We start from the raw sequence: 23,521 nt of genomic DNA on the forward strand, positions 1-23,521 counted from the left end.
CTGCGGCGTGTCAGGTTTTTCGCGTTATCGTTGGCCTCCATCGCGCGCAAGCTTGCTCCTACAAAAGCCTTACGCTTTTATTTTTGATTTCAGGAGTACCCATGCCTCGTTTCGCTGCCAACCTCAGCATGCTCTACCCGGAACACGATTTCCTCGACCGCTTCGCCGCGGCCGCCGCCGACGGTTTCCAGGCGGTGGAATACATGTTCCCCTACGACTACAGCGCGCAACAATTGAAACAGCGGCTCGATGACAACGGCCTGGTCCAGGCCCTGTTCAACGCGCCGCCGGGCAATATGGCGGCGGGCGAAAAAGGCACCGTGTCCTTGTCTGGCCGTGAAGCGGAGTTTCGCGCCGGTTTCGACCAGGCCCTGGAGTATGCCGCGATCCTCGGCAATGACCGCATCCACGTCATGGCCGGCCTGCTGACGAGCGAAGCCGACCGTGCCCGACACCAGGAGACCTACCTGGAAAACCTCAGCCACGCCGCAACAGAAGCCGCCAAAGTCGGCGTCACGGTATTGCTCGAGCCGATAAACACCCGCGACATTCCGGGCTTCTTCCTCAACCACCAGCATCAGGCACAGGCGATCTGCAAAGCGGTCGGCAAGGCCAATCTCAAGGTCCAGTTCGACATCTACCATTGTCAGATCGTCGAGGGTGACGTGGCGACGAAGCTGCGTCGGGATTTCGCCGGCATCGGTCATATCCAGATCGCGGGCGTGCCGGATCGCCACGAGCCGGACCTGCACAACGAGTTGAACTATCCCTACCTGTTCAATCTGATTGATGAACTGGGCTACAGCGGATGGGTGGGTTGCGAGTACCGGCCACGCGGCAACACCAGCGAAGGTCTGCAATGGCTGCGTGATTGGCAGGCCCGCTGAGTCATTGATGGGCAGCAGGATCTGCGAAAAACCGGCCCGAGCATTTACAATCACGCCTTTCACCGCAGATCAGAAAGGTTCTCCAGGTTATGGCGCTCGACCCTCCCACGATGTTGACTCTCTCGATCGCCCTCGCAGCGGCTGCCGCGCTGTACCTGGCAATCGAATGGCGCAGCATTCGCGAGCCCTCGCTGCTGTTCTGGAGCGCGGGTTTCGCCACGATCACCCTGGGCTCGACGCTCGCCTTGCTGCGCAGCTCCGGGCTGTTGCTGGTCGGCATCTGGTTCGCCAACGGCCTGCTGGTGGTGGCCCACTGGTGTTTCCTGCTGGGTGTCGCACGCTTCACGCAGACGCGCCTGTCCCGTGCCTGGTACCTGATCTTCGTTGCCTGGATGGCCTTGCTGTTGTTACCGGACGAGCCGTCGTGGTCCAAGGTCATGCTGCTGGCCAATTCGCTGCTGGTGGCGGTGACGACACTCAGGGCCAGTTTCCTCCTGCGTCCCCATGGCAAGTCGTTGAGCGTGGGCGCGGTGCAACTGCGCTATGTGCTGCTGGTGCATGGGCTGTTCTATCTGGCCAAGTCGATCACCGCCATCGTTCCCGGGACGCTGATCGATCTTGCCGCCTTTCGTGGCGAGATCATTCAGATATCCCTGGTCGAGGGCGCGATGGCGATCATGCTGATCGCCTTGTCCATGACCGGCACCGAACGCTACCGGCGCGAGAAACACATCGCCCGGCTGGCCGCCCGTGATCCGTTGACCGCCCTGTACAACCGCCGCGCCCTCGAAGTGCGGGCAACGCGTCTGCTCGATGACGTCTCGCCAGCGCGCCCCGGTGCCTTGTTGCTGATCGACATCGACAACTTCAAACAGGTCAACGATCTCTACGGCCATACCGCTGGCGACCGCCTGCTGGTCACGCTGAGCGAGATGATCCGCTCAATCCTGCCCGAAGGCGCACTGGCGGCGCGACTCGGTGGTGACGAGTTCGTGATCCTGCTGCGCAACGCCTCGAATGAGCAAATCGTCGGGCTGGGCAGCGCGCTGCGTGAGCAATTTCACCACGCTGCCGCCCAGTCATTCGCCACCCCGGAAGCGGTGACCCTGAGCATCGGCGCCAACCTGTTCGACCATCCGCCCGCCAGTCTGGCGGCATTGATCGAGCAAAGCGATGCGGCGCTCTATCAATCCAAGCGTGGCGGACGCGACAGCATGCGCCTGGTCGATCAGACCGCTTCTGGTTGAGGCCTGCACGAAAGGCCCCCGCAGTATCTTTTGGTGGGAAACGCTCACGCTAAAGTGCAAGCCCGCTATACGCCCGTATGGTATCGAGGGCGGTGTGTGGCGTTGCACACTGATTGCCCGATTGATCCTGGCAATAGGTGAACGACCATGACAACGCATCTGGACTACCCCACCCCAACGGCTGGTACACAGCAGAAAAGCAGCGGCCAGCCGGCGTCAGAATCGAGCTTGCCCGGCACCCCGTACTCCGGTGGATCGGGGTCGCAGGAACTGGTGCCTTCGCGCTATGCGCTGCGGGTCGGCGAGATCGACGTGCTGGTGATCAGCGATGGGGTGCTGCCGCTGCCGACCGCGACGATGTCCACCAATGCCGACCCGGCCGCCCGCGCGGCCTGGTTCAAGGAGATGTTCCTGGGGCCGGACGCGTTCGATTGGGCGTTGAACGTACTGGTGGTGCGCAGTGGCGAGCAGACCATTCTCGTCGACGCAGGACTGGGTGGACAGTTCCCGGGCTTTCCACGGGCCGGGCAGTTCCCCAAGCGACTGGAGGCCGCGGGTATCGAGCTTTCGGCGGTAACCGACGTGGTGATTACCCACATGCACATGGACCATATCGGCGGGTTGCTGGTCGATGAGGTGAAGAACAAGTTGCGGCCAGACGTGCGCATCCACGTTGCGGCTATCGAGGTTGCGTTCTGGGAGTCGCCGGATTTCACCCACACCGACATGCCTTCACCGGTACCGGACGTCCTGCGGGCAACCGCCAATCAGTTCATAAACGCTTACCGCAGCAATGTGCGGACATTCGAAGACGAGTACGAGGTGGCACCGGGCGTGGTGGTCAAGCTCACCGGCGGCCACACCCCGGGTCACAGCGTGGTCTACGTGACGTCCGGCGGCGAGCGGTTAACGTTCGCCGGCGACGCCCTGTTCCCGGTCGCCTTCGAGCATCCCGACTGGCACAACGGTTTTGAACACGACCCTGAGGAGTCGGTTCGCGTTCGGGTGCGACTCATGCGAGAGGCGGCGGCGAGCGGTGAGCTTTTTGTCGCCACGCACCTGCCGTTCCCCTCCGTTGGCCGGGTGGCCGTCAATGGGGACGCCTTTCGCTGGGTCGCGGCTTTCTGGGACTACTGACATACCCGCTGGCGCGGGTTGTCGTGGACCCCTGTAGGAGCAGCCGGTCGACGCTCGATTGCTCGCGAAAAACCCGAGAGCACCGCGGAGCGTCAGGTTTTCCGCGTCATCGTTAACGACCATCGCGAGCAATCGAGCGTCGACCGGCTGCTCCTACAGGGATCGCGGTCAATTGCGGTTCAATCGTACGCAGGGGTCGTCGCTTACCTCATCGACTTGAATCCGGCCCGCACTTCGCCTGAGAAAACCTCCGGCTGTTCCCACGCAGCGAAGTGCCCGCCTTTTGGCACTTCGTTGTAGTGCACGAGCTTGGGATAGGCCTGCTGCGACCAGCTCTTCGGCGCCGCATACAGTTCATCGGGAAACACGCTGACCGCCACCGGGATGTTGACGCCCTTGACCGCGAAGAAGGTCGACCGGTTTTCCCAGTACAACCGGGCGGAGGAAATGGCTGTGTTGGTCAGCCAGAACAGCGTGATGTTGTCGAGGACGTCATCGAGGGTCAGCCCCTCCGCTTGCCCGTCAATGGAGCGGGCGATCATCGCTTGGCTTTTAGGATCGTGATCGAGCATGAAGGCCGCCAGGCCGACGGGTGAATCCGAGAGACCTGTCAGCGACTGCGGCCTGTCGCCCATCATGATCGCGTAGCCGATGTGCTTATAGGTGAAGGCGAGTTGATCCGCCGCGCGCTTCTCCTCCACGGAAAGACCAGCCGGCACCGGTTCGCCGCGAAACAGCGCCGCATCGAGTTCAGGCGGGATAACCCCGGGCATGTTCGAGTGAATGCCGATCAAGCCGGCGGGCGCCTTGACCGCCATCAGGTCAACGACGATCGAACCCCAGTCACCGCCTTGTGCCCCGTAGCGGGTGTAGCCTAGACGCTGCATCAGCTCGATGTAGGCATCGGCAATACGCTCGGGATTCCAGCCGGCCTCGGTCGGTTTCTGCGAGAAACCGTAACCAGGCATCGATGGAATCACCAGGCTGAACGCATCGTCGGCACTGCCACCGTGCGCCGTCGGATCGGTGAGTGGCCCGATGACTTTCATCAACTCGATCACCGAGCCGGGCCAGCCGTGCGCCATCAGCAGTGGCAAGGCGTTCTCGTGTTTCGAGCGGACATGGATGAAATGGATATCCAGGCCATCGATATGGGTGATGAAGTTTGGTACCGCGTTTATTTTCGATTCGATGACGCGCCAGTCATACCGGGTTGCCCAGTGGCTGGCCAGTTTCTGGATCGTCGCCAGTTGAACGCCTTGGGAGGCGTCATCGACTGTTTCCTTGTCCGGCCAGCGGGTGGCTGTAATGCGTCTGCGCAACTCCGCAAGATCGGCTTCCTCGGCGTAAAAATGAAACGGACGGATTTCTGTTTTTATTGAAGTGTTGCTCATAGCGTCAAGATTCCTGGGCGCGAAGTGATTCGCAGAGCCAACTTTTGATTGGCTGCAGTTATTGGATTTATTGAGATTAAGGTTTAATAAAGTCAGCTATCTAACTGACAGAGTTGATTTTATAGGCACGCCAAAGGTGCGAATAGAACGGAAAAAACGATCTCCTTCGCCTTTTCCGCCCACCGCCGCCTGTCGCCAGGGCACCGCATTGGCTTTGACTTCATCCAGTGTTTAGTCGAATATTAATCGCATGCGATTAAATCGATAGCGACAGCTAACCCTTGGAGATTTGGCCATGAATTCCAGCCACAAAATGTTTAGCCCTACCGCTCACGCTTGCCATGGCCACAACGGTAACAACTGGATCACTGCACCTGGCGGTGAGCGTATCCACCTCCGTCCCGGCGGCTGTGCTGCATGAAGCTGGTCCAGCTTCGAGCCTTTTGCTCAGTGGTCGACATGGGCAGCTTGCGTTCGGCGGCACGAGAACTGGATATAGCCCAGAGCACGCTGACAGAGTCGATTCAAAGCCTGGAAAGAGAACTGGGGGCCACCTTGTTGGTACGCTCCAATCAAGGCATCAGCCTGACCCCGGCCGGCAAGGTGCTCCTGACCCGGGCGCGCTCGATCGTCCTCGATTGCGATCGCGCGGTGCAAGATGTGCGACAGTGCAATGGCCTGCACGAAGGCCAGATCGCATTGGGTGTCTCCGCAGAACCCCTGACGGGGTGCCTGATGCCTGTCTTCAGCAGTTTTACCCGCCGCTTTCCCCAGGTGCACCTGCACGTCGCCAGTGGCGCGAGCAGGATGCTGATCGAGATGATTCGCGCTGGCCGACTCGACTTCGTGATGTGCCCTCTTACGCCCAACGTCTGCGACATCGACCTGCACATAGAGCGCCTCTACCACTCCAAAGCCAGCGTCATTGCGCGCAAGGGGCATCCCCTGGCGAATGCGCGCTCGGTGCACGACCTGGTCGATTGCCAATGGGTCAGCGTGCGCCCGGCCGGGGTTGCAGGCAGCGCGGAGAAGCATCTGCTCGAGTTGTTCCGCACCCAGGGCCTGCCACCGCCAAAGATCGCGATCACCACCGAATCGCTCCTGGAAATCCTGCAGATCATCTGCGAGACGGATTACCTGACCATCGAACCCGCCATGCTCGCCGAGATGAAGCTGTTTTCCTCCTCGCTGGTCAGCATCGATATTCGCGAGCCTCTGGAATCCCGTGAGGTGTGCCTGATCAGCCGTCGAGTGTCGCCCTTCACCCAAGTGACCCAGGAACTGACCAGCATGCTGATTTCCTACTCGCGCCTGCGGCACCGGGCCAGAGGTTGAAGCCTGCTTCGGCGCAGAAAGACCAACGGATTGGAAATAACAAGCGTTTGCACCTATTTTTTCAGTTCCTGAGCAAACGATGGCGTTGACGAACCAGGAGCGACCCCCATGCGAATCCTCAAGGCAACTCTCGTGATTCTAATGCTGGGCGCGGGGCTGTTTTCTTATATGGGCACCGCGCAGGCTGAAGGTGATATTGCCAAGGACGTCAGGGATGACGTTCGTGACGTGGACAAGGATGTCGACCGCGACGGCAAGGATATTGATAAGGAAGCCAAGGAGCTGGATAAGGAACGTCACAAGGAAGATCGTCATCTGGACAAAGAAGAGAAAAAGCATCTCTGACGGTCGAACATCGCCGAATGAGGGCATTTCCCGGCTAAAAAAGCTCACTTCATCGCTTTGGCGTAACGCTGGGTCCAAAAAACTTGCGAGTCATCCGCCCTGTTCTACACTGCGAAAGATTCGCAAATACTACTGAGCGCCACAGCGGACGTGGCCTTGCGCACCGAAGGTCGCGATCATGCCCAGAGCTTTCAGCGTCCGTTCCCTTGCACTCTGCGCGAGCGCAGTTTCCCTGGCATTGAGCGGTTGTGCGACCCACCCTTCCGCTGAACCTGCATCCCCTCCTCTGCGGCAGAATCCCGAATTCACCTACGATGCCAGCGGCGTGACCCACGCCACGCTGACCGCGGCCGAGCAGCAGGTCAATGTGGGTAATGAGCGCTACGTCTCCCTGGTGTTCAATGGCGATTACAATTCGCCGCTGATTCGAACGCGCCCCGGCGGCACCATGGCGATCCGCCTGGATAACCGCATGGACGAGATCACCAACCTGCATTTCCACGGCATGCAGGTGTCGCCCCTGGATCTGGGGGACAACATTTTTCGCGTGACCCCGCCTCATCAGGTCGGTGAGTACAACGTCAAGCTGCCGCTCGCACACAGCCCTGGCGCCTATTGGTATCACAGTCATTTTCACGGCGGCTCGCAGCGCCAGGTGTCGGCCGGGATCGCCGGGCCGATCCTGGTCGATGGCATGCTCGATCCGTTTCCCGAGCTCAAGGGCATCAAGGAGCAAGTGCTGGTCCTGCGCAATTTCCAGAAGACCCTGACCGGCAAAGTGGCCAGCGAAATCATCACCAGCGCCCCGTCGATTCGCACCATCAATGGCCAGGAAGTGCCGATCATCGACATCAAGCCGGGGGAAACGCAGCTCTGGCATTTCATCAACATTGCCGCCAACCAGTACTTCCGCATTCGCATCAACGGTCAGTCGATGCAGGTGCTGTCGCGCGACGGCAATACCGTTACGCGCCGGGTCGACACCGACCAGGTGCTGATCGGGCCGTCGGCGCGTTTCAGTGTGCTGGTGGTCGGGCCACCGGCCGGTTCCTACGAAGTCGAAACGGGTTCCGGCAACACCGGCCCGGCAGGTGACGATTACCCGGCGGCCAGACTCGCCGTGCTGCGTTCCAGCGGCGAGCGGGTCGCGACCCGACAGATCACCAGCGCCTATCCAACCGCCGAAGACTTCAGCAAGATCGCGGTGAACAAGACTCGTCAGTTCGCCTTCCAGGACTCGGACACCGACCCCAACGCATTCCTGATCAATGGCACGCGCTTCGAGCTGGACCGGGTCAACACCACGGTCAAGCTCGGTGATGTCGAAGAATGGCGGCTGTTCAATCCGTCCCAGGAACTGCACCAGTTTCATATCCACCAGGTGGACTTCCAGGTCACCGAGATCAATGGCAAACCGGTGCAATTCAGCGGCTATCGGGACAACGTGTTCATCCCCGCCACCGGTTCGATCACCGTACGAATCCCTTTTCGCGATCCGGTGATCCTCGGCAAGTTCGTCTACCACTGCCACATCCTCGAACACGAGGACGGCGGCATGATGCAGGCGATCCAGGTGGTCAAGCCCGAGGATTACGAGCAGGCGGTCAAGCTCGAACCCCTGGGCGGCCTGTACGGTGAAAACAACCAGTTGTGCTCCTACCTGCGCAACACCGGACAGGACCCGAAAGCGTCCAGCCCGCTCATCAAGTAAAGGGGGGGCGCCATGAGCAACTATCGCTTGGCTGTGTTGTTGCTGGGATCGGTGTGCGGTGTCGAGACGACGCTGGCCGATGACGGGCAGTACCCCAATGTCGGCATGGATTACGATGCGACCTTTCAGTATGACCACGTGCATGCCGACGTGCCCCAGGGTGGCAATCGCAACAGCACGGACGCCTACCCGGACATCAACAGCACCTTCTACTTCCGCTTCACCCATGATCAGCAGATCCAGCTGTCCACCGAGATCAATCCCGTCGACGGGCCGGAACCGGGGCAAAAGCGTTTTTTCGAAGGCGTGGGCCTGGTGATCAACGACCTCAATTATTACCAGAACAACGCCAACTCGGCTTTTTCGGTCGGCAAATACCACGTGCCGTTCGGGCGCGCGCAGGACCAGGCGCCCGGCCTCTATACCGAGGATTTCGTCAGTACCTATGATCTGGACGGCATGCTCGGCGGCACTGTGGCGTATCGGTTTTTCGATCAGCAACTGGGCATGATCGAGCCGAACCTGAGTCTCTATACCGCGGATAATTCATTCCTCGGCCGGCCGTATCTGCGCCATGGCGAGAAGCTGCAGCGCAGCGACGGCGGCCCGTCGAATACCGGCAAACTCGATTCCTACGCCGTGACGGTGAACTGGATAGCGATTCCGGCGGTGCCTTATCTGGAAATGCAGGCGGGCTACATGTTCAACAAACAGGCCGAGGATCAGACGCAGCCAGATCCACCTGGCGAAGACGATGAGACCATCAAGATCGCCTCTGCCCGCTACATCTGGGCCTATGAACCGAGTACTGATCTGGAGCCGACGCTGGCCGGACGTTACTTCGATATCGTGCCCTTCATCGAGTTTGCCGATGTCGACAACGAAGACGGCATTCAAGGCAACGATACCCGCTACCTGACCACCTCGCTGACTTTCGATTTCGGCGACTGGGCCCTGGGCGCGACCCGCACCGACAAGCATCGCGAATCGACAGGAGGCGCGGATCGCCAGGATTACCTCAACGAGCTGAGCCTGACCTACAACATCACCGGGCAGATCAAGCTCGGCCTCTCGGCTGGCACCCAGAAAGAAGACGGTCAGATGTCGGAACTCGTCGGGCTGGCGCTGACCTATTCCGGAGGATATTGATCGATGAAGTGGCTAGCGACACTGCTATTGATGGGGTTGGCAGCCATTACGACCGCAGCGACGCGTACCGATATCGGCGGGCCGTTCCAGCTGACCAATCAGAATGGCCAGCGGGTCAACGAGCGCAGTTTCGGCGAGCCGGTGTTGCTCTACTTCGGCTTCATGACCTGCCCGGCCATCTGCCCCACTGACCTGGCGAAAATGGCCCGCATCAGCCGCCAACTGCAACAACAGCAAGGCATCAGGGTGCGGCCAGTCTTCGTCACCATCGACCCGGAGCGCGACACCCCCGGTAAACTCAAGGCCTACGTGAAATACTTCGCCAGTGATTTCGTCGGCTTGACCGGCTCGGTGCAAGAGATCGCCCACATCACCGATGTCTACCACGTGTACTACAAGAAAGTGCCGACCGGCGATAAACCGGACCAGTACATGATGGACCACTCGACCCTCCTGTTCTTACTCGACAGCCAGGGCCGCTACCTCAAGCACTTCGGGCGAGGGCTGGACGAGCAGGAAATAGAGAAACAGGTGGTCACTGCGCTGGCTGAGCATTAGTGCCGGGAAAAACCGAAAGGACAAATCGGCATTCGGCTCCCGGTTCTTCGTTGCCGTAAGGTTGTTCAGGCACGAATCCGCAGCGTTCCAGCACTTTTCTCGAGCCCACATTTTCCTTGAACACATAAGCTATCAGTTGCATCAGTTGCCAACGGCGCTGTGCCTGCTCGATCAGATGTCGGACCGCCTGTGTCGCCAGGCCCTGGCCGCAAGCGTCGCGATCGATTCGATAGCCCACCTCCGCAGACCCCGTCGCTGGGTCGATGCTTTTCAGGTTGGCTCGACCCACTATTTTTTCATTGCAGTCTTCGATGACAAACGGATGCCAGGCGCCGATGGCGAAACCGGATAAGTAGCCTTGAATATGCTCGGCGACGCCCTGCAATGAGTAAAAAGAAGGGTCGCGGGCATCGATATGGGATTCGAACCACTCACGGTTGCGGACTTCGAATGCGAGCAACGCTTCGGTGTCGGTGCTTTTCAGCTCGCGAATCTTGAATGTCTTCATTCATCAACTCTCCTGTGTTCAGGCCGAAGCGTGGCCGTCAGGTGCCGTAATGCCCGACGGAAGAGCGGATGACAATCGGCAATCGGCAACTCATCAAGCGGGGCCCAGAAAAAGCTGAAGGCGTGGCCATGGTCATCGCGCGTTTGATGGGTCCATTGTTCGGGCAGCGGCGCCTGTGCGTGGCACAGATGAAACGACCATACCTGCTCGAGATGCTCGGCGTTCCAGCAACCCAGGTCACGGACAACCGAGGCGTCGTCTATTCCAGACTCCTCGCTCAACTCACGAAGAGCGGCCTCGGCGGGTGTTTCTCCTGGCTCGATTGTGCCCTTGACCAATTGCACGCCTGCCAGGGGATGGCGGAACAGAAGGATGCGGGGGCCAGCATTGCTGGAGAGAATGACGGGGCAAGCCTTGTTTGGCGACATGGCGATCTCCTTATCGACGATGAAGCCAACATCATACGGTCAGTTCACCTTGCGATGCGATGGTGGCCGTTACACCGCTATCGCCGGCAAGCCAGCTCCTACAGGATTTGTGGGGCCATGATGAATGTGTGGCATTGCGCGCATCTGTAGGAGCCGGCTTGCTGGCGATGCGATGGTGGCCGTTACACCGCTATCGCCGGCAAGCCAGCTCCTACAGGATTTGTGGGACCACGATGAATGTGTGGCATTGCGCGCATCTGTAGGAGCCGGCTTGCTGGCGATGCGATGGTGGCCGTTACACCGCTATCGCCGGCAAGCCAGCTCCTACAGGATTTGTGGGGCCATGATGAATGTGTGGCATTGCGCGCATCTGTAGGAGCCGGCTTGCTGGCGATGCGATGGTGGCCGTTACACCGCCATCGCCGGCAAGCCAGCTCCTACAGGATTTGTGGGGCCATGATGAATGTGTGGCATTGCGCGCATCTGTAGGAGCCGGCTTGCTGGCGATGCGATGGTGGCCGTTACACCGCTATCGCCGGCAAGCCAGCTCCTACAGGATTTGTGGGGCCATGATGAATGTGTGGCATTGCGCGCATCTGTAGGAGCCGGCTTGCTGGCGATGCGATGGTGGCCGTTACACCGCCATCGCCGGCAAGCCAGCTCCTACAGGATTTGTGGGGCCATGATGAATGTGTGGCATTGCGCGCATCTGTAGGAGCCGGCTTGCTGGCGATGCGATGGTGGCCGTTACACCGCTATCGCCGGCAAGCCAGCTCCTACAGGATTTGTGGGGCCATGATGAATGTGTGGCATTGCGCGCATCTGTAGGAGCCGGCTTGCTGGCGATGCGATGGTGGCCGTTACACCGCCATCGCCGGCAAGCCAGCTCCTACAGGATTTGTGGGGCCATGATGAATGTGTGGCATTGCGCGCATCTGTAGGAGCCGGCTTGCTGGCGATGCGATGGTGGCCGTTACACCGCTATCGCCGGCAAGCCAGCTCCTACAGGATTTGTGGGGCCATGATGAATGTGTAGCGTTACGCGCATCTGTAGGAGCCGGCTTGCTGGCGATGCGATGGTGGCCGTTACACCGCCATCGCCGGCAAGCCAGCTCCTACAGGATTTGTGGGGCCATGATGAATGTGTGGCATTGCGCGCATCTGTAGGAGCCGGCTTGCTGGCGATGCGATGGTGGCCGTTACACCGCCATCGCCGGCAAGCCAGCTCCTACAGGATTTGTGGGGCCATGATGAATGTGTGGCATTGCGCGCATCTGTAGGAGCCGGCTTGCTGGCGATGCGATGGTGGCCGTTACACCGCCATCGCCGGCAAGCCAGCTCCTACAGGATTTGTGGGGCCATGATGAATGTGTGGCATTGCGCGCATCTGTAGGAGCCGGCTTGCTGGCGATGCGATGGTGGCCGTTACACCGCTATCGCCGGCAAGCCAGCTCCTACAGGATTTGTGGGGCCATGATGAATGTGTGGCATTGCGCGCATCTGTAGGAGCCGGCTTGCTGGCGATGCGATGGTGGCCGTTACACCGCCATCGCCGGCAAGCCAGCTCCTACAGGATTTGTGGGGCCATGATGAATGTGTGGCATTGCGCGCATCTGTAGGAGCCGGCTTGCTGGCGATGCGATGGTGGCCGTTACACCGCTATCGCCGGCAAGCCAGCTCCTACAGGATTTGTGGGGCCATGATGAATGTGTGGCATTGCGCGCATCTGTAGGAGCCGGCTTGCTGGCGATGCGATGGTGGCCGTTACACCGCCATCGCCGGCAAGCCAGCTCCTACAGGATTTGTGGGGCCATGATGAATGTGTGGCATTGCGCGCATCTGTAGGAGCCGGCTTGCTGGCGATGCGATGGTGGCCGTTACACCGCTATCGCCGGCAAGCCAGCTCCTACAGGATTTGTGGGGCCATGATGAATGTGTGGCATTGCGCGCATCTGTAGGAGCCGGCTTGCTGGCGATGCGATGGTGGCCGTTACACCGCCATCGCCGGCAAGCCAGCTCCTACAGGATTTGTGGGGCCATGATGAATGTGTGGCATTGCGCGCATCTGTAGGAGCCGGCTTGCTGGCGATGCGATGGTGGCCGTTACACCGCTATCGCCGGCAAGCCAGCTCCTACAGGATTTGTGGGGCCATGATGAATGTGTGGCATTGCGCGCATCTGTAGGAGCCGGCTTGCTGGCGATGCGATGGTGGCCGTTACACCGCCATCGCCGGCAAGCCAGCTCCTACAGGATTTGTGGGGCCATGATGAATGTGTGGCATTGCGCGCATCTGTAGGAGCCGGCTTGCTGGCGATGCGATGGTGGCCGTTACACCGCTATCGCCGGCAAGCCAGCTCCTACAGGATTTGTGGGGCCATGATGAATGTGTGGCATTGCGCGCATCTGTAGGAGCCGGCTTGCTGGCGATGCGATGGTGGCCGTTACACCGCCATCGCCGGCAAGCCAGCTCCTACAGGATTTGTGGGGCCATGATGAATGTGTGGCATTGCGCGCATCTGTAGGAGCCGGCTTGCTGGCGATGCGATGGTGGCCGTTACACCGCTATCGCCGGCAAGCCAGCTCCTACAGGATTTGTGGGGCCATGATGAATGTGTGGCATTGCGCGCATCTGTAGGAGCCGGCTTGCTGGCGATGCGATGGTGGCCGTTACACCGCCATCGCCGGCAAGCCAGCTCCTACAGGATTTGTGGGGCCATGATGAATGTGTGGCATTGCGCGCATCTGTAGGAGCCGGCTTGCTGGCGATGCGATGGTGGCCGTTACACCGCTATCGCCGGCAAGCCAGCTCCTACAGGATTTGTGGGGCCATGATGAATGTGTGGCATTGCGCGCATCTGTAGGAGCCGGCTTGCTGGCGATGCGATGGTGGCCTTGGTGCCGCCATCGCTGGCAAGCCAGCTCCTACAGTAGATCCGATTCGGCCGTGAGAGATGGATCGGCTGTCAGGCCGCGATTGCTGTGATGCGATACCAGGAGTGGACGGCGGATTCAGCACAGGCTAAAAAGTACCGTTACCGATGCTGCGTCGGGAGCATTTCCCGGCTCTCCTGATCACCCAGCAAAAATGGAGTTTGCAACGTGACTGAAGATACAAAAACCAAAGGACCCGCCTCGTACTTCCCTTCCATCGAAAAAAAGTACGGGCACCCGGTCAGCCACTGGCTGGACTTGCTCAAGACCGTCAGCAACAAGAAGCACATGGAAATGGTCGCCTGGCTCAAGACCGAGCATGGCCTGGGTCATGGCCACGCCAATGCTCTGGTTGCCTATTACCTGGCTCACGCAGGTTGAAGCAAGCCCGTCACGCAAGCTTGATAGCGCCACCCTGGATCTCGTCACGGGCAATGCGCAAGTCGATGGCGTCCTGGTTGAGCCGATGAATCAGGTTGAGCAAGCGTTGGCGCAGTACCTCGTCCTTGAGCTGTTCAGCGGCGCGCATCACATCCAGCGCCGCGCCCTCGTTGTTGGAGGCCACGGAGTCGAGCAGTTTGCGGATGCTTCTTGATGGCCTGTTCATGGGTCGCTCCCTCGGTTTTGGTTGAGGCGGATCATAGGCGCGTTATGTTTCGTCCATGTTGCAGCCACCAAAGGTTTGCACGGCTTTTCAACAGAGTTGCAATTGCATGGGCTAATCTGCCCTCAAGCTCGACAGGCGTCACCGTCCCCCATCAGCTCAAGGCATCGGCAATATGATCATTTCGTCCGCATCCGACTATCGCGAGGCAGCCCGTCGCAAGCTCCCGCGTTTCCTGTTCGACTACATCGATGGCGGAGCCTATGCCGAGCACACGCTGAGGGCCAACAGCGCCGATCTGGCAGACGTCAGCCTGCGCCAACGCATCCTCAAGAACGTCGAAGCATTGAGCCTGGAAACCACCCTGTTCGATCAACGCCTGTCGATGCCCATCGTATTGGCGCCGGTAGGGCTGACGGGCATGTTCGCCCGCCGTGGCGAAGTGCAGGCGGTCAAGGCCGCCGAAAACAAAGGCATCCCGCTGTGCCTGTCCACCGTGTCGGTGTGCTCGATCGAAGAGGTCCGCGCGAACACTCAACAGCCCATCTGGTTTCAACTGTATGTGCTCAAGGACCGCGGGTTCATGAGAAACGCGCTGGAACGCGCCAAGGCCGCCGGCGTGCAGAACCTGGTGTTCACGGTCGACATGCCGACGCCCGGCGCCCGCTATCGCGACGCCCATTCGGGCATGTCCGGTCCCTATGCATCGTCGCGGCGAATGTTGCAGGCCATCACCCGGCCCGACTGGGCCTTCAACGTCGGCCTCATGGGGCGGCCCCATGACCTGGGCAATGTCTCGAAGTATCTGGGCAAGGCCGTTACGCTCGAAGATTACATCGGCTGGCTGGCCAACAACTTCGACCCGTCGATCAGCTGGAGCGACCTGGAGTGGATTCGTGATTTCTGGAAGGGCCCGATGATCATCAAGGGCATTCTCGATCCCGAGGACGCCAGGGATGCGGTCAGTTTTGGCGCCGACGGTATCATCGTTTCCAACCACGGCGGCCGGCAGCTGGATGGCGTGCTCTCCACGGCCCAAGCCCTGCCGCCAATCATGCAAGCGGTGGGCAATGACCTCAAGGTGCTGGTCGACTCGGGGATCCGCTCGGGGCTGGATGTGGTGCGCATGTTGGCACTGGGAGCCAAAGGGGTACTGCTTGGACGCTCCATGGCCTATGCCCTGGCGGCCGACGGTCAACGCGGGGTGGAAAACATGCTGGATATCTTCGCCAAGGAAATGCGCGTGGCCATGACCTTGACGGGGGTCACCTCCATCGACCAGATCGACGAATCGATCCTGGTGCGTCATCCCCTCAAGTAAATAGCACCCCACTGCCAGGAACCGTTCCATGCGCATCGCCCTGCTTTCCGATATCCATTTGTCCGTCGATGCCCTGCCGTTCCCGGCGGTGGAGGCAGATATCGTGGTCCTGGCCGGCGACATCTCCCGGCCGGCCGCCGCCATCGAGTGGGCCAGGGCATGCCCGACACCGGTGCTGTACGTGGCGGGCAATCACGAATTCTACGGCAGCGACCTGATCTCGACCTACGAGCAACTGCACCGCTTGTCCCAAGGCACATCGATCCACGTGCTGGAACGTACGGCGCACGTCCACAACGGCGTACGGTTCCTCGGTTGTACCCTGTGGTCCGACTACCGTCTTTTTGATCAAGCCGAAGATCGGGCCCAGGGAATCGACATGGCCACGAGTCTGATCCGCGACTTCAGCCGCATCAGGGTTGCGCCTGATTTTCCAGATCTGTTCACCCCGGCGATTTCCCAACTGATTTTCCTGCAGACGGTCGCCTGGCTGGAAGACTGTTTTGCCGCCGACCGGAATATCCCGACGGTGGTGATATCGCATTTCGCACCGACCCGCTCGAGCATCAGCCCGGCTTTCACCGACTCGCCGATCAACGCAAGTTTCGTTTCAGACCTCGAAGAGCAGATCAAGGCGTGGCAGCCGGCACTCTGGTTGCATGGCCATACCCATGGCAGCTTCGATTACCGTATCGGCAACACCCGGGTCGTGTGCAACGCCCGGGGCTATGCCAGGAACGGCATCAATGAAAACGCTCAGTTCGAGGCCGCCCATGTGATTGACCTGGACCTGTGAACCCCCCGGCTTCATACCAAAGCGTTAACCTGCTACACCCAGGTCTGGTGGTCGGCGGCAGGATTTGCCCCTACATTGCCCGCGCTCATGGCACCAGCGCAAAAAGCGTATCCCACGGAGCTTTGCTGGATTTAGAATCAGTCGAGGCCAACCCACCCGCCCCTTTTGGCAGCGTCGCCAACGGACATTGACCCATGGACATAGCACCCCGTTTCATCATCCATGAAACCGCCCACTGGATCCTCAACCACCACATGTCTTCGGCGCTCCCCGGCTATCTGGTCCTGGGCACCCGGCACAACGCCAATTCATTGTCCGACCTTCCCGAGCAGGCCCTGGCCGAGATGGGCGGGCTGCTCGCCAGGGTGCAGAAAACCCTGCAAGCGGAGTTGCAGCCCAAGTGGCTCTACATCAGCCGATTCGGCCACGATCCGCGCTTCCCCATCCATTTCCATTACATCCCGGTGTACCCGTGGGTCGAGGACCTGTTCTGGCAGGATGAGCGCTATCGGCTGCTGGAAAACTTCGGCGACAGCGCCAGCGCACACACGCTGACCGATGGCGCGGAGATGACCCTGTTCATCTGGCGTGAGTTCGGCGAGAGCCCGCAACCACCGGCCATTGAAGGCCCTTCGATCGACCGGGTCATCGAGCGCTTGCGCACCGCCTTCAGTCCGGCGAGCCAGCGCCTGCTTGTTCAAGCCGGCAGCTGACATCGGCGATCGCGGTGCTAACATGACGGGCGTACCCGGATGCCTCAACCCGCGCATCCCCCATCAACAGCCGGCAGTCACCGCATGATCGAAGTCACCGAAGTTTCCATAGCCCAACTGCGCGCTGCGCTCGAATCCGGCCAGACCACCGCCGTTGAACTGGTCCAGGCCTATCTCGCGCGGATCGATGCCTACGACACGCCCCAGACGCCCACCGCGCTCAATGCGGTCGTGGTGCGCAACCCCGAAGCGTTGCAAGAGGCCCAGGCCAGCGATGCCCGGCGCGCCAAGGGCCAGGCCCTGGGCCCGCTCGATGGCATTCCCTACACGGCCAAGGACAGTTATCTGGTCAAGGGGCTGACAGCAGCCTCCGGCAGCCCGGCCTTCAAGGACCTGGTCGCCTGTCGCGATGCCTTCACTATCGAACGGCTGCGCGCCGCCGGCGCCATCTGCCTGGGCAAGACCAATATGCCGCCGATGGCCAACGGCGGCATGCAGCGCGGCGTCTACGGCCGCGCAGAAAGCCCGTACAACGCCGACTACCTCACCGCCCCCTTCGCCTCCGGCTCGTCGAACGGTGCCGGAACCGCCACCGCCGCCAGCTTTGCCGCCTTCGGCCTGGCTGAAGAAACCTGGTCGAGCGGTCGTGGCCCGGCCTCCAACAATGGCTTGTGCGCCTACACGCCTTCACGCGGGGTGATCTCGGTGCGCGGCAACTGGCCGTTGACGCCGACCATGGACGTCGTCGTGCCGTTCGCCCGGACCATGGCGGACCTGCTCGAGGTGCTCGACGTGGTGGTGGCCGAAGACCCCGACACCCGCGGCGACCTGTGGCGCCTGCAACCCTGGGTGCCGATTCCATCTGTCGCCTCGGTGCGCCCCGCTTCCTACCAGGACCTGGCCGCCAACGCCGCGGCCCTGGCTGGCAAGCGCCTGGGCGTTCCGCGCATGTACATCAACGCCGATCCGGAAGCCGGCACCAGCGAGGCCCCGGGCATCGGCGGCCCGACCGGGCAGCGCATCCACACCCGGCCTTCGGTGATCGGGTTGTGGGAGCAGGCCCGCCAGGCCTTGCAAGCCGCCGGCGCCGAAGTCATCGAGGTGGATTTCCCGCTGGTCTCCAACTGCGAGGGCGATCGTCCCGGTGCGCCGACCGTGTTCAATCGCGGAATCGTGTCCAAGGAGTTCCTGCATCACGAGTTGTGGGGCCTGACGGCATGGGCCTTCGATGATTTCCTGCAGGCCAACGGCGATCCACAGTTGAACCGCCTGGTGGATGTCGACGGACCGCTGATTTTCCCCCATGACCCGGGCACCCTGCCCAACCGCGAGGGCGACCTTGCCGCCGGCATGGACGAGTACGTGCGCATGGCTGAGCGCGGCATCACCCCGTGGGACCAGATCCCGACGGTGCCGGACGGCCTGCGCGGCCTTGAACAGACGCGCCAGATCGATCTCGAGCAGTGGATGGATCGGCTGGGGCTCGATGCGGTGATTTTCCCGACCGTCGCCGACGTCGGCCCGGCCAATGCCGATGTCGACCCGGCAGCGGCAGATATCGCCTGGAGCAACGGCGTCTGGGTGGCCAACGGCAACCTCGCGATACGCCATCTGGGGGTGCCGACGGTCACCGTGCCGATGGGGGTCATGCCGGACATCGGCATGCCCGTGGGGCTGACCTTTGCCGGTCGCGCCTATGACGACTCGACCCTGCTGCGCCTGGCCTCGGCGTTCGAGGCCACCGGTTCCAAGCGCTTGATCCCGCCGCGCACCCCAGCGCTGGGCAAGTGACAGCGCGGGCGGGATTGGCGCGCTGCAGGTGCCAGTCCCGCCACCGCCACCGTCTGGTGCAACCGGGTGCAGGTGGCGCTTTATAAAAGTGCAGGGTGCAGCGTTCATTTGCACCGACGCTCGACGATCTCCCCTTGCCCGCCCACGTATCGACAACGATCACGGCCTGAAAGGCATTTCTGGCGCGTGACTTGCTAGGTACATCTCAACCCTGCAGTCAACGCTGATTGCATGCATACGACAAAGGCGCCGTGTGTCCCCCGTTTTTTATGACGGTGGGCCGCATGGCGCCTTTTTTGTTTCCGGCATCGGTAACGGCCGGCAAGAGATTCGAGGGGCGAGGATGGCAAGTAAAACCGTACGCAGTGTGTGTCCCTATTGTGGTGTGGGCTGCGGCATCGTCATGCAGGTGGAAAACAACCGGGTCGTCAAGGTCAGCGGCGACAAGGCCCACCCGACCAACGCCGGCCGGCTCTGCACCAAAGGCACCACCTGCGGCCAGGCCATCGCCGAGTCGGGGCGGATGGAGCATGCCTACCTGCGCCAGGAACGCCAGCGCGACCCGGTGCGCATCGCCATGGACAAGGCCATCAGCGAGACGGCCAGCCGGTTGCGCGACACCCTCGACCGCCATGGTCCCGATGCATTGTCGTTCTACGTGTCCGGGCAAATGTCCCTGGAAGCCCAATACCTGATCAACAAGCTGGCCAAGGGTTTTGTTCGCACCAACAACATCGAGTCCAATTCCCGCCTGTGCATGGCCAGCGCCGGCAGCGGCTACAAGCTGTCCCTCGGTTCTGACGGCCCTCCGGGTTCGTACCAGGACTTCGATCATGCTGATTTGTTTTTCGTCATCGGCGCCAACATGGCCGACTGTCACCCGATCCTGTTCCTGCGCATGCTGGACCGGGTCAAGGCCGGGGCGAAGCTGATCGTGGTCGATCCACGGCGCAGCGCCACCGCGGACAAAGCCGACCTGTTCCTGCCGATCAAGCCAGGGACCGACCTGGCCTTGCTCAATGGCTTGCTGCACCTGCTGGTGAAAAACGGCCATACCGACCCGACCTTCATCGCCGCGTTCACCGAAGGCTGGGAAGCCATGCCCGAATTCCTCGAGGACTATCCTCCCGCCACGGTCGCGCAAATCACCGGCCTGCCCGAGGCGGATATTCGAAAGGCTGCGTCATGGATCGGCGAAGCCGCCGAATGGATGAGCTGCTGGACCATGGGCCTGAACCAAAGTACCCACGGCACTTGGAACACCAACGCCCTGTGTAACCTGCACCTGGCCACCGGGGCGATCTGCCGGCCGGGCAGCGGGCCGTTTTCCCTGACCGGGCAACCCAATGCCATGGGCGGCCGCGAGATGGGCTACATGGGGCCAGGCCTGCCCGGCCAGCGTTCGGCGCTGGTGGAGGCGGACCGGACATTCATCGAGGACCTGTGGCGCATCCCGCGCGACAGCCTGCCGCGCAACGTTGGCGGCGGCACCGTGGGCCTGTTCGAAGACATGAGCGCAGGCAAGATCAAGGCCTGCTGGATCATCTGCACCAACCCGGTCGCGTCGGGCCCCAACCGCCAGAAAGTCATCGACGGCCTGCAAGCGGCCGAACTGGTGATCACCCAGGACGCCTACCTCGACACCGAGACCAACCGTTACGCCGACATCCTCCTGCCCGGCGCGCTCTGGGCCGAGGCAGAGGGCGTGATGATCAACTCCGAGCGCAACCTGACGCTGATGCAAAAAGCCGTGGAGGCCCCGGGCGAGACGCTGCCCGACTGGCAGATCATCGCCCGGGTGGCCTGCGCGATGGGCTTCGCCGACGGGTTCACCTACAGCGCTGCCGAGGAAGTGTTCGAAGAGATCAAGCGTGCCTGGAATCCCAGGACCGGCTACGACATTCGCGGCGCCAGCTACCCGCGCCTGCGCGACCAACCGCTGCAATGGCCCTGCGCGTCCGAGGCTGCCCCGCAGCGCAATCCGATTCGCTACCTCAACAACGGCGTGAGCCAGACGCTCAAGGTCGAAGCCGATGGCCACCAGCCGGCGATCGTGTTTGCCACCGAGCGCGGCAAAGGCATCTTCCTCGCCCGGCCGCACATGGCGCCGGTAGAAATGCCCGATGAAGCCTTTCCCTTCGTGCTCAACACCGGGCGCTTGCAGCACCAGTGGCACACCCTGACCAAGACCGGCAAGGTGGCGACCCTGAACAAGCTCAACCCGGGCCCCTTCGTCGAAATCCATCCCGAGGATGCCAGTGCGTTGGGCATCAAGGACAAGGACCCGGTCGAAGTACGTTCCGTGCGCGGTCGCGCGGTGTTGCCGGCGGTGCTGACCGACCGCGTGCGCCAGGGCAATTGTTTTGCGCCTTTTCACTGGAACGATGTGTTTGGCGAAAACCTGGCGATCAATGCCGTGACCAACGATGCCGTCGACCCGATATCGCAGCAGCCGGAATTCAAATTCTGTGCGGTCGCCCTGCAACGGGTCGAACTGATCGACCATCAGTTCCTGCAAACTCCAGCGCCTGCCGCCGTCGCCCCCTCCCCCTTGCCAGAGGAACTCGCCATGTCGAGCATCGAGACCTTCGCTGATCTGGCGGGCATCCGTCGCCTGCCCTCCCCGACATTGAACGACAGCGAACGCACTTACCTGGCCGGTTTTCTCAGTGGCCTGCAATCCCCCGCCGGTCGCCAGGCGCCTGGTGTGCCGGTGCTGCCGCCCGGCGCGCCGCTGGCCACCGAGACGCGGCTGTGGCTGGACGGGCTTCTGGGTGGGTTGTTCAGCCGGGTCGATGCGGGCGTTGCGCTGGGCAACCAGGTTGAAACCCCAGCCGCCGCCAACGCACCCGCCGTGACATTGCTCTGGGCCTCGCAAACCGGCAATGCCGAAACCCTGGCCGAACGTTTGGCCGCGCGCCTGCGCGACGGCGGCTTCGCCGTGGAGCTGAGCGCGATGGCCGATTTTCCGGCCAGCAAGTTGACCAGCACGCAGAACCTGGCCCTGATCAGCAGCACATTCGGCGATGGTGACCCGCCGGACAACGGCGAAGGTTTTTGGCACACCCTCAGCACCACCCAGACACGTCTGGAATCGCTGCGCTTTGCCGTACTGGCCCTGGGCGATCCGGCCTACGACCAGTTCTGCCGGCACGGCAGGCAACTTGACCAGCGCCTGCAGGAACTGGGCGCAACCCGCCTGCTGGAACGGGTCGACTGCGACACCGAATTCGAAGAGCGCGCCGATACCTGGCTGGCGCAATTGCAGAAGACCCTCAGGCCCGAGCCTGCGGACACTGTCGAGACGCACGGTGCCGCCAGCCCCGCCGAAACACCCGCCAAGGCCAAGCCCCATGCCTCGCGGCTGCTGGTCAATCTTCACCTCAACAACCAGAGCCCGCACAAGGAAACACGGATGTTTTCCCTGGACCTGGCGGATTCGGGACTGGGCTATGAGGCGGGCGATGCGCTGGGCGTCCATCCGCGCAACTGTCCTGAACTGGTCGACGAGTTGCTCGACCTGACCCGGTTGAAGGCCGAGGCGCCGGTGAGTATCGATAAATTCGGCGAGGTGTCGTTGCGTCAGGCCCTGACCGAACACTTTGAAATCGCCCGGCCCAACAGCGACACCCTGGCCTTCATCGCCGAGCGCAGCGCCAACCCAGGCTTGAAACAGCTGCTGGGCAGTGACCGCAAGGCTGAGCTGAAAGAATGGTTGTGGGGACGGCAACTGGCGGACGTGCTGCAGGAGTATCCGCTCGACTGCTCGGCGAACGAGCTGCTGGGCACCTTCAAACGCCTGCAACCGCGCCTGTATTCCATTGCGTCGAGCGCCAAGGCGCATCCCCGGGAAGTCCATCTCACCGTGGCCGCGGTGCGCTACGGCAAACGCAAGGGCGTGTCCTCGACCTTTCTCGCCGACCGCGCGCAGGACGCCGAGGTACCGGTTTTCGTCCAGCCGTCGAAACATTTTCGCGTGCCCAGCGACGGTGATGTACCGATGATCATGATCGGCCCCGGGACCGGCGTCGCACCCTTTCGCGCCTTCCTGCAAGAGCGCCGCGCGCGGGGCGACCAGGGCAAAAACTGGCTGTTCTTCGGCGAACAGCACGCCGCCAGCGATTTCTATTACCGCGATGAACTGCAAGGCATGCAGCACGATGGCCTGCTGACGCACCTGAGCCTGGCGTTTTCCCGTGACCAGGCGGAGAAGATCTACGTACAGGACCGCATCCGCGAACAAGGCGTCGAACTCTGGCGCTGGCTGCAGGACGGCGCCCGGTTGTACATCTGCGGCGATGCCAGCTGCATGGCCAGGGACGTCGATCAGGCCTTGCGCCAGGTCGCGCAACGACATGGTGGACTGGATCCGCAAGACGCCGCTGATTATTGGCGCCAGATGAGTGAGCAGAAGCGTTATTTGCGGGATGTCTATTGAGTGGTTGGAACATTGTAGGAGCCCGTCTTGCCGGCGAAGGCGGCCTTGAGTATTGCGCTGTTTTTTCGGGCCTCTTCGCAGGCAAGCCAGCTCCTACAGGTCCGTGGAAAACCACGGATTCATGCCCAACACAAAACATTGTAGGAGCCCGGCTTGCCGGCGAAGGCGGTCTTGAATATTGCGCTGGTCTTTCGGGCCTCTTCGCTGGCAAGCCAGCTCCTACAGGT

General features: G+C 61.5%; 18 protein-coding genes. 14 read left to right on the top strand and 4 right to left on the bottom strand.

Annotated features, from left to right (window positions below; genetic code table 11):
* Nucleotides 1–101: 101 nt before the first annotated feature.
* From otnI to DKB71_RS20525, 3 genes are all read left to right on the top strand, one after another.
* On the top strand, nucleotides 102–887 hold the full coding sequence (gene otnI / locus DKB71_RS20515) for a 2-oxo-tetronate isomerase (RefSeq protein ID WP_408597030.1): 786 nt from the start codon (nucleotides 102–104) through the stop codon (nucleotides 885–887).
* A gap of 89 nt (nucleotides 888–976) precedes the next feature.
* Nucleotides 977–2,134, top strand: a complete 1,158-nt coding sequence (locus DKB71_RS20520; RefSeq protein WP_408597032.1) for a GGDEF domain-containing protein — start codon at nucleotides 977–979, stop codon at nucleotides 2,132–2,134.
* Nucleotides 2,135–2,281: 147 nt separating this feature from the next.
* Nucleotides 2,282–3,271: an MBL fold metallo-hydrolase gene (locus DKB71_RS20525; RefSeq protein ID WP_408597034.1), complete on the top strand. Its 990-nt coding sequence runs from the start codon at nucleotides 2,282–2,284 to the stop codon at nucleotides 3,269–3,271.
* A gap of 203 nt (nucleotides 3,272–3,474) precedes the next feature.
* Here the strand turns inward: DKB71_RS20525 and DKB71_RS20530 are convergent, their stop codons facing one another.
* Nucleotides 3,475–4,665, bottom strand: a complete 1,191-nt coding sequence (locus DKB71_RS20530; protein WP_408597036.1) for an epoxide hydrolase family protein — start codon at nucleotides 4,663–4,665, stop codon at nucleotides 3,475–3,477.
* A gap of 417 nt (nucleotides 4,666–5,082) precedes the next feature.
* Here DKB71_RS20530 and DKB71_RS20535 point away from each other — a divergent pair, with 417 nt between their 5' ends.
* The 5 genes from DKB71_RS20535 to DKB71_RS20555 all read left to right on the top strand — a co-directional run bounded on the left by DKB71_RS20535 (nucleotide 5,083) and on the right by DKB71_RS20555 (nucleotide 9,763).
* Nucleotides 5,083–6,000, top strand: a complete 918-nt coding sequence (locus DKB71_RS20535) for a LysR substrate-binding domain-containing protein (RefSeq protein ID WP_408597038.1) — start codon at nucleotides 5,083–5,085, stop codon at nucleotides 5,998–6,000.
* A gap of 108 nt (nucleotides 6,001–6,108) precedes the next feature.
* Complete coding sequence (locus DKB71_RS20540) at nucleotides 6,109–6,345, top strand: hypothetical protein (RefSeq protein WP_408597040.1); 237 nt, start codon at nucleotides 6,109–6,111, stop codon at nucleotides 6,343–6,345.
* A 178-nt stretch (nucleotides 6,346–6,523) separates the two neighbouring features.
* Nucleotides 6,524–8,056, top strand: coding sequence for a multicopper oxidase family protein (locus DKB71_RS20545; RefSeq protein WP_408597042.1), 1,533 nt, complete (start codon nucleotides 6,524–6,526; stop codon nucleotides 8,054–8,056).
* A 12-nt stretch (nucleotides 8,057–8,068) separates the two neighbouring features.
* Nucleotides 8,069–9,205 carry a hypothetical protein gene (locus tag DKB71_RS20550; RefSeq protein ID WP_408597044.1) on the top strand — a complete coding sequence of 379 codons (1,137 nt, stop codon included), beginning with the start codon at nucleotides 8,069–8,071 and terminating at the stop codon, nucleotides 9,203–9,205.
* Nucleotides 9,206–9,208: 3 nt separating this feature from the next.
* Nucleotides 9,209–9,763, top strand: coding sequence for an SCO family protein (locus DKB71_RS20555; RefSeq protein WP_408597046.1), 555 nt, complete (start codon nucleotides 9,209–9,211; stop codon nucleotides 9,761–9,763).
* On the opposite strand, the gene DKB71_RS20560 is transcribed toward DKB71_RS20555, so the two are convergent.
* Entirely contained in the window at nucleotides 9,741–10,271 is a 531-nt protein-coding gene (locus tag DKB71_RS20560) for a GNAT family N-acetyltransferase (protein WP_408597048.1), read from the bottom strand. The two genes, DKB71_RS20555 and DKB71_RS20560, sit on opposite strands and share 23 nt — an antisense overlap.
* Nucleotides 10,268–10,699, bottom strand: coding sequence for an NUDIX hydrolase (locus DKB71_RS20565; protein ID WP_408597050.1), 432 nt, complete (start codon nucleotides 10,697–10,699; stop codon nucleotides 10,268–10,270). The genes DKB71_RS20560 and DKB71_RS20565 overlap by 4 nt, the downstream gene beginning before the upstream one ends.
* 3,100 nt (nucleotides 10,700–13,799) lie before the next feature.
* Here DKB71_RS20565 and DKB71_RS20570 point away from each other — a divergent pair.
* A complete protein-coding gene (locus DKB71_RS20570) occupies nucleotides 13,800–14,012 on the top strand; it encodes a DUF4287 domain-containing protein (protein ID WP_274076225.1) in 213 nt (70 codons plus the stop codon).
* A 10-nt stretch (nucleotides 14,013–14,022) separates the two neighbouring features.
* Here DKB71_RS20570 and DKB71_RS20575 read toward each other — a convergent pair whose 3' ends face one another.
* Nucleotides 14,023–14,238 carry a hypothetical protein gene (locus DKB71_RS20575; protein WP_046816415.1) on the bottom strand — a complete coding sequence of 72 codons (216 nt, stop codon included), beginning with the start codon at nucleotides 14,236–14,238 and terminating at the stop codon, nucleotides 14,023–14,025.
* Nucleotides 14,239–14,410: 172 nt separating this feature from the next.
* Between DKB71_RS20575 and lldD the strand changes: the two genes are divergently transcribed.
* From lldD to DKB71_RS20600, 5 genes are all read left to right on the top strand, one after another.
* Nucleotides 14,411–15,556: an FMN-dependent L-lactate dehydrogenase LldD gene (lldD, locus tag DKB71_RS20580; RefSeq protein ID WP_274076224.1), complete on the top strand. Its 1,146-nt coding sequence runs from the start codon at nucleotides 14,411–14,413 to the stop codon at nucleotides 15,554–15,556.
* Between the two features lie 28 nt (nucleotides 15,557–15,584).
* Nucleotides 15,585–16,352, top strand: a complete 768-nt coding sequence (locus DKB71_RS20585; RefSeq protein ID WP_408597053.1) for a metallophosphoesterase — start codon at nucleotides 15,585–15,587, stop codon at nucleotides 16,350–16,352.
* Nucleotides 16,353–16,546: 194 nt separating this feature from the next.
* Entirely contained in the window at nucleotides 16,547–17,065 is a 519-nt protein-coding gene (locus DKB71_RS20590; RefSeq protein WP_274076222.1) for an HIT family protein, read from the top strand.
* Nucleotides 17,066–17,149: 84 nt separating this feature from the next.
* Nucleotides 17,150–18,856, top strand: a complete 1,707-nt coding sequence (locus DKB71_RS20595) for an amidase (RefSeq protein WP_408597056.1) — start codon at nucleotides 17,150–17,152, stop codon at nucleotides 18,854–18,856.
* Between the two features lie 343 nt (nucleotides 18,857–19,199).
* Nucleotides 19,200–23,294, top strand: a complete 4,095-nt coding sequence (locus DKB71_RS20600; protein ID WP_408597058.1) for a molybdopterin-dependent oxidoreductase — start codon at nucleotides 19,200–19,202, stop codon at nucleotides 23,292–23,294.
* The last annotated feature ends 227 nt before the right edge of the window (nucleotides 23,295–23,521 follow it).

The sequence above is a fragment of the Pseudomonas sp. PLMAX genome, assembly GCF_046042685.1.
Classification (GTDB): domain Bacteria; phylum Pseudomonadota; class Gammaproteobacteria; order Pseudomonadales; family Pseudomonadaceae; genus Aquipseudomonas; species Aquipseudomonas putida_AE.

Coding starts and splice junctions, on each gene's coding strand:
- otnI (WP_408597030.1), top strand. CDS start 102: ATGCCTCGTTTCGCTGCCAACCTCAGCATGCTCTACCCGGAACACGAT.
- DKB71_RS20520 (WP_408597032.1), top strand. CDS start 977: ATGGCGCTCGACCCTCCCACGATGTTGACTCTCTCGATCGCCCTCGCA.
- DKB71_RS20525 (WP_408597034.1), top strand. CDS start 2,282: ATGACAACGCATCTGGACTACCCCACCCCAACGGCTGGTACACAGCAG.
- DKB71_RS20530 (WP_408597036.1), bottom strand. CDS start 4,665: ATGAGCAACACTTCAATAAAAACAGAAATCCGTCCGTTTCATTTTTAC.
- DKB71_RS20535 (WP_408597038.1), top strand. CDS start 5,083: ATGAAGCTGGTCCAGCTTCGAGCCTTTTGCTCAGTGGTCGACATGGGC.
- DKB71_RS20540 (WP_408597040.1), top strand. CDS start 6,109: ATGCGAATCCTCAAGGCAACTCTCGTGATTCTAATGCTGGGCGCGGGG.
- DKB71_RS20545 (WP_408597042.1), top strand. CDS start 6,524: ATGCCCAGAGCTTTCAGCGTCCGTTCCCTTGCACTCTGCGCGAGCGCA.
- DKB71_RS20550 (WP_408597044.1), top strand. CDS start 8,069: ATGAGCAACTATCGCTTGGCTGTGTTGTTGCTGGGATCGGTGTGCGGT.
- DKB71_RS20555 (WP_408597046.1), top strand. CDS start 9,209: ATGAAGTGGCTAGCGACACTGCTATTGATGGGGTTGGCAGCCATTACG.
- DKB71_RS20560 (WP_408597048.1), bottom strand. CDS start 10,271: ATGAAGACATTCAAGATTCGCGAGCTGAAAAGCACCGACACCGAAGCG.
- DKB71_RS20565 (WP_408597050.1), bottom strand. CDS start 10,699: ATGTCGCCAAACAAGGCTTGCCCCGTCATTCTCTCCAGCAATGCTGGC.
- DKB71_RS20575 (WP_046816415.1), bottom strand. CDS start 14,238: ATGAACAGGCCATCAAGAAGCATCCGCAAACTGCTCGACTCCGTGGCC.
- lldD (WP_274076224.1), top strand. CDS start 14,411: ATGATCATTTCGTCCGCATCCGACTATCGCGAGGCAGCCCGTCGCAAG.
- DKB71_RS20585 (WP_408597053.1), top strand. CDS start 15,585: ATGCGCATCGCCCTGCTTTCCGATATCCATTTGTCCGTCGATGCCCTG.
- DKB71_RS20590 (WP_274076222.1), top strand. CDS start 16,547: ATGGACATAGCACCCCGTTTCATCATCCATGAAACCGCCCACTGGATC.
- DKB71_RS20595 (WP_408597056.1), top strand. CDS start 17,150: ATGATCGAAGTCACCGAAGTTTCCATAGCCCAACTGCGCGCTGCGCTC.
- DKB71_RS20600 (WP_408597058.1), top strand. CDS start 19,200: ATGGCAAGTAAAACCGTACGCAGTGTGTGTCCCTATTGTGGTGTGGGC.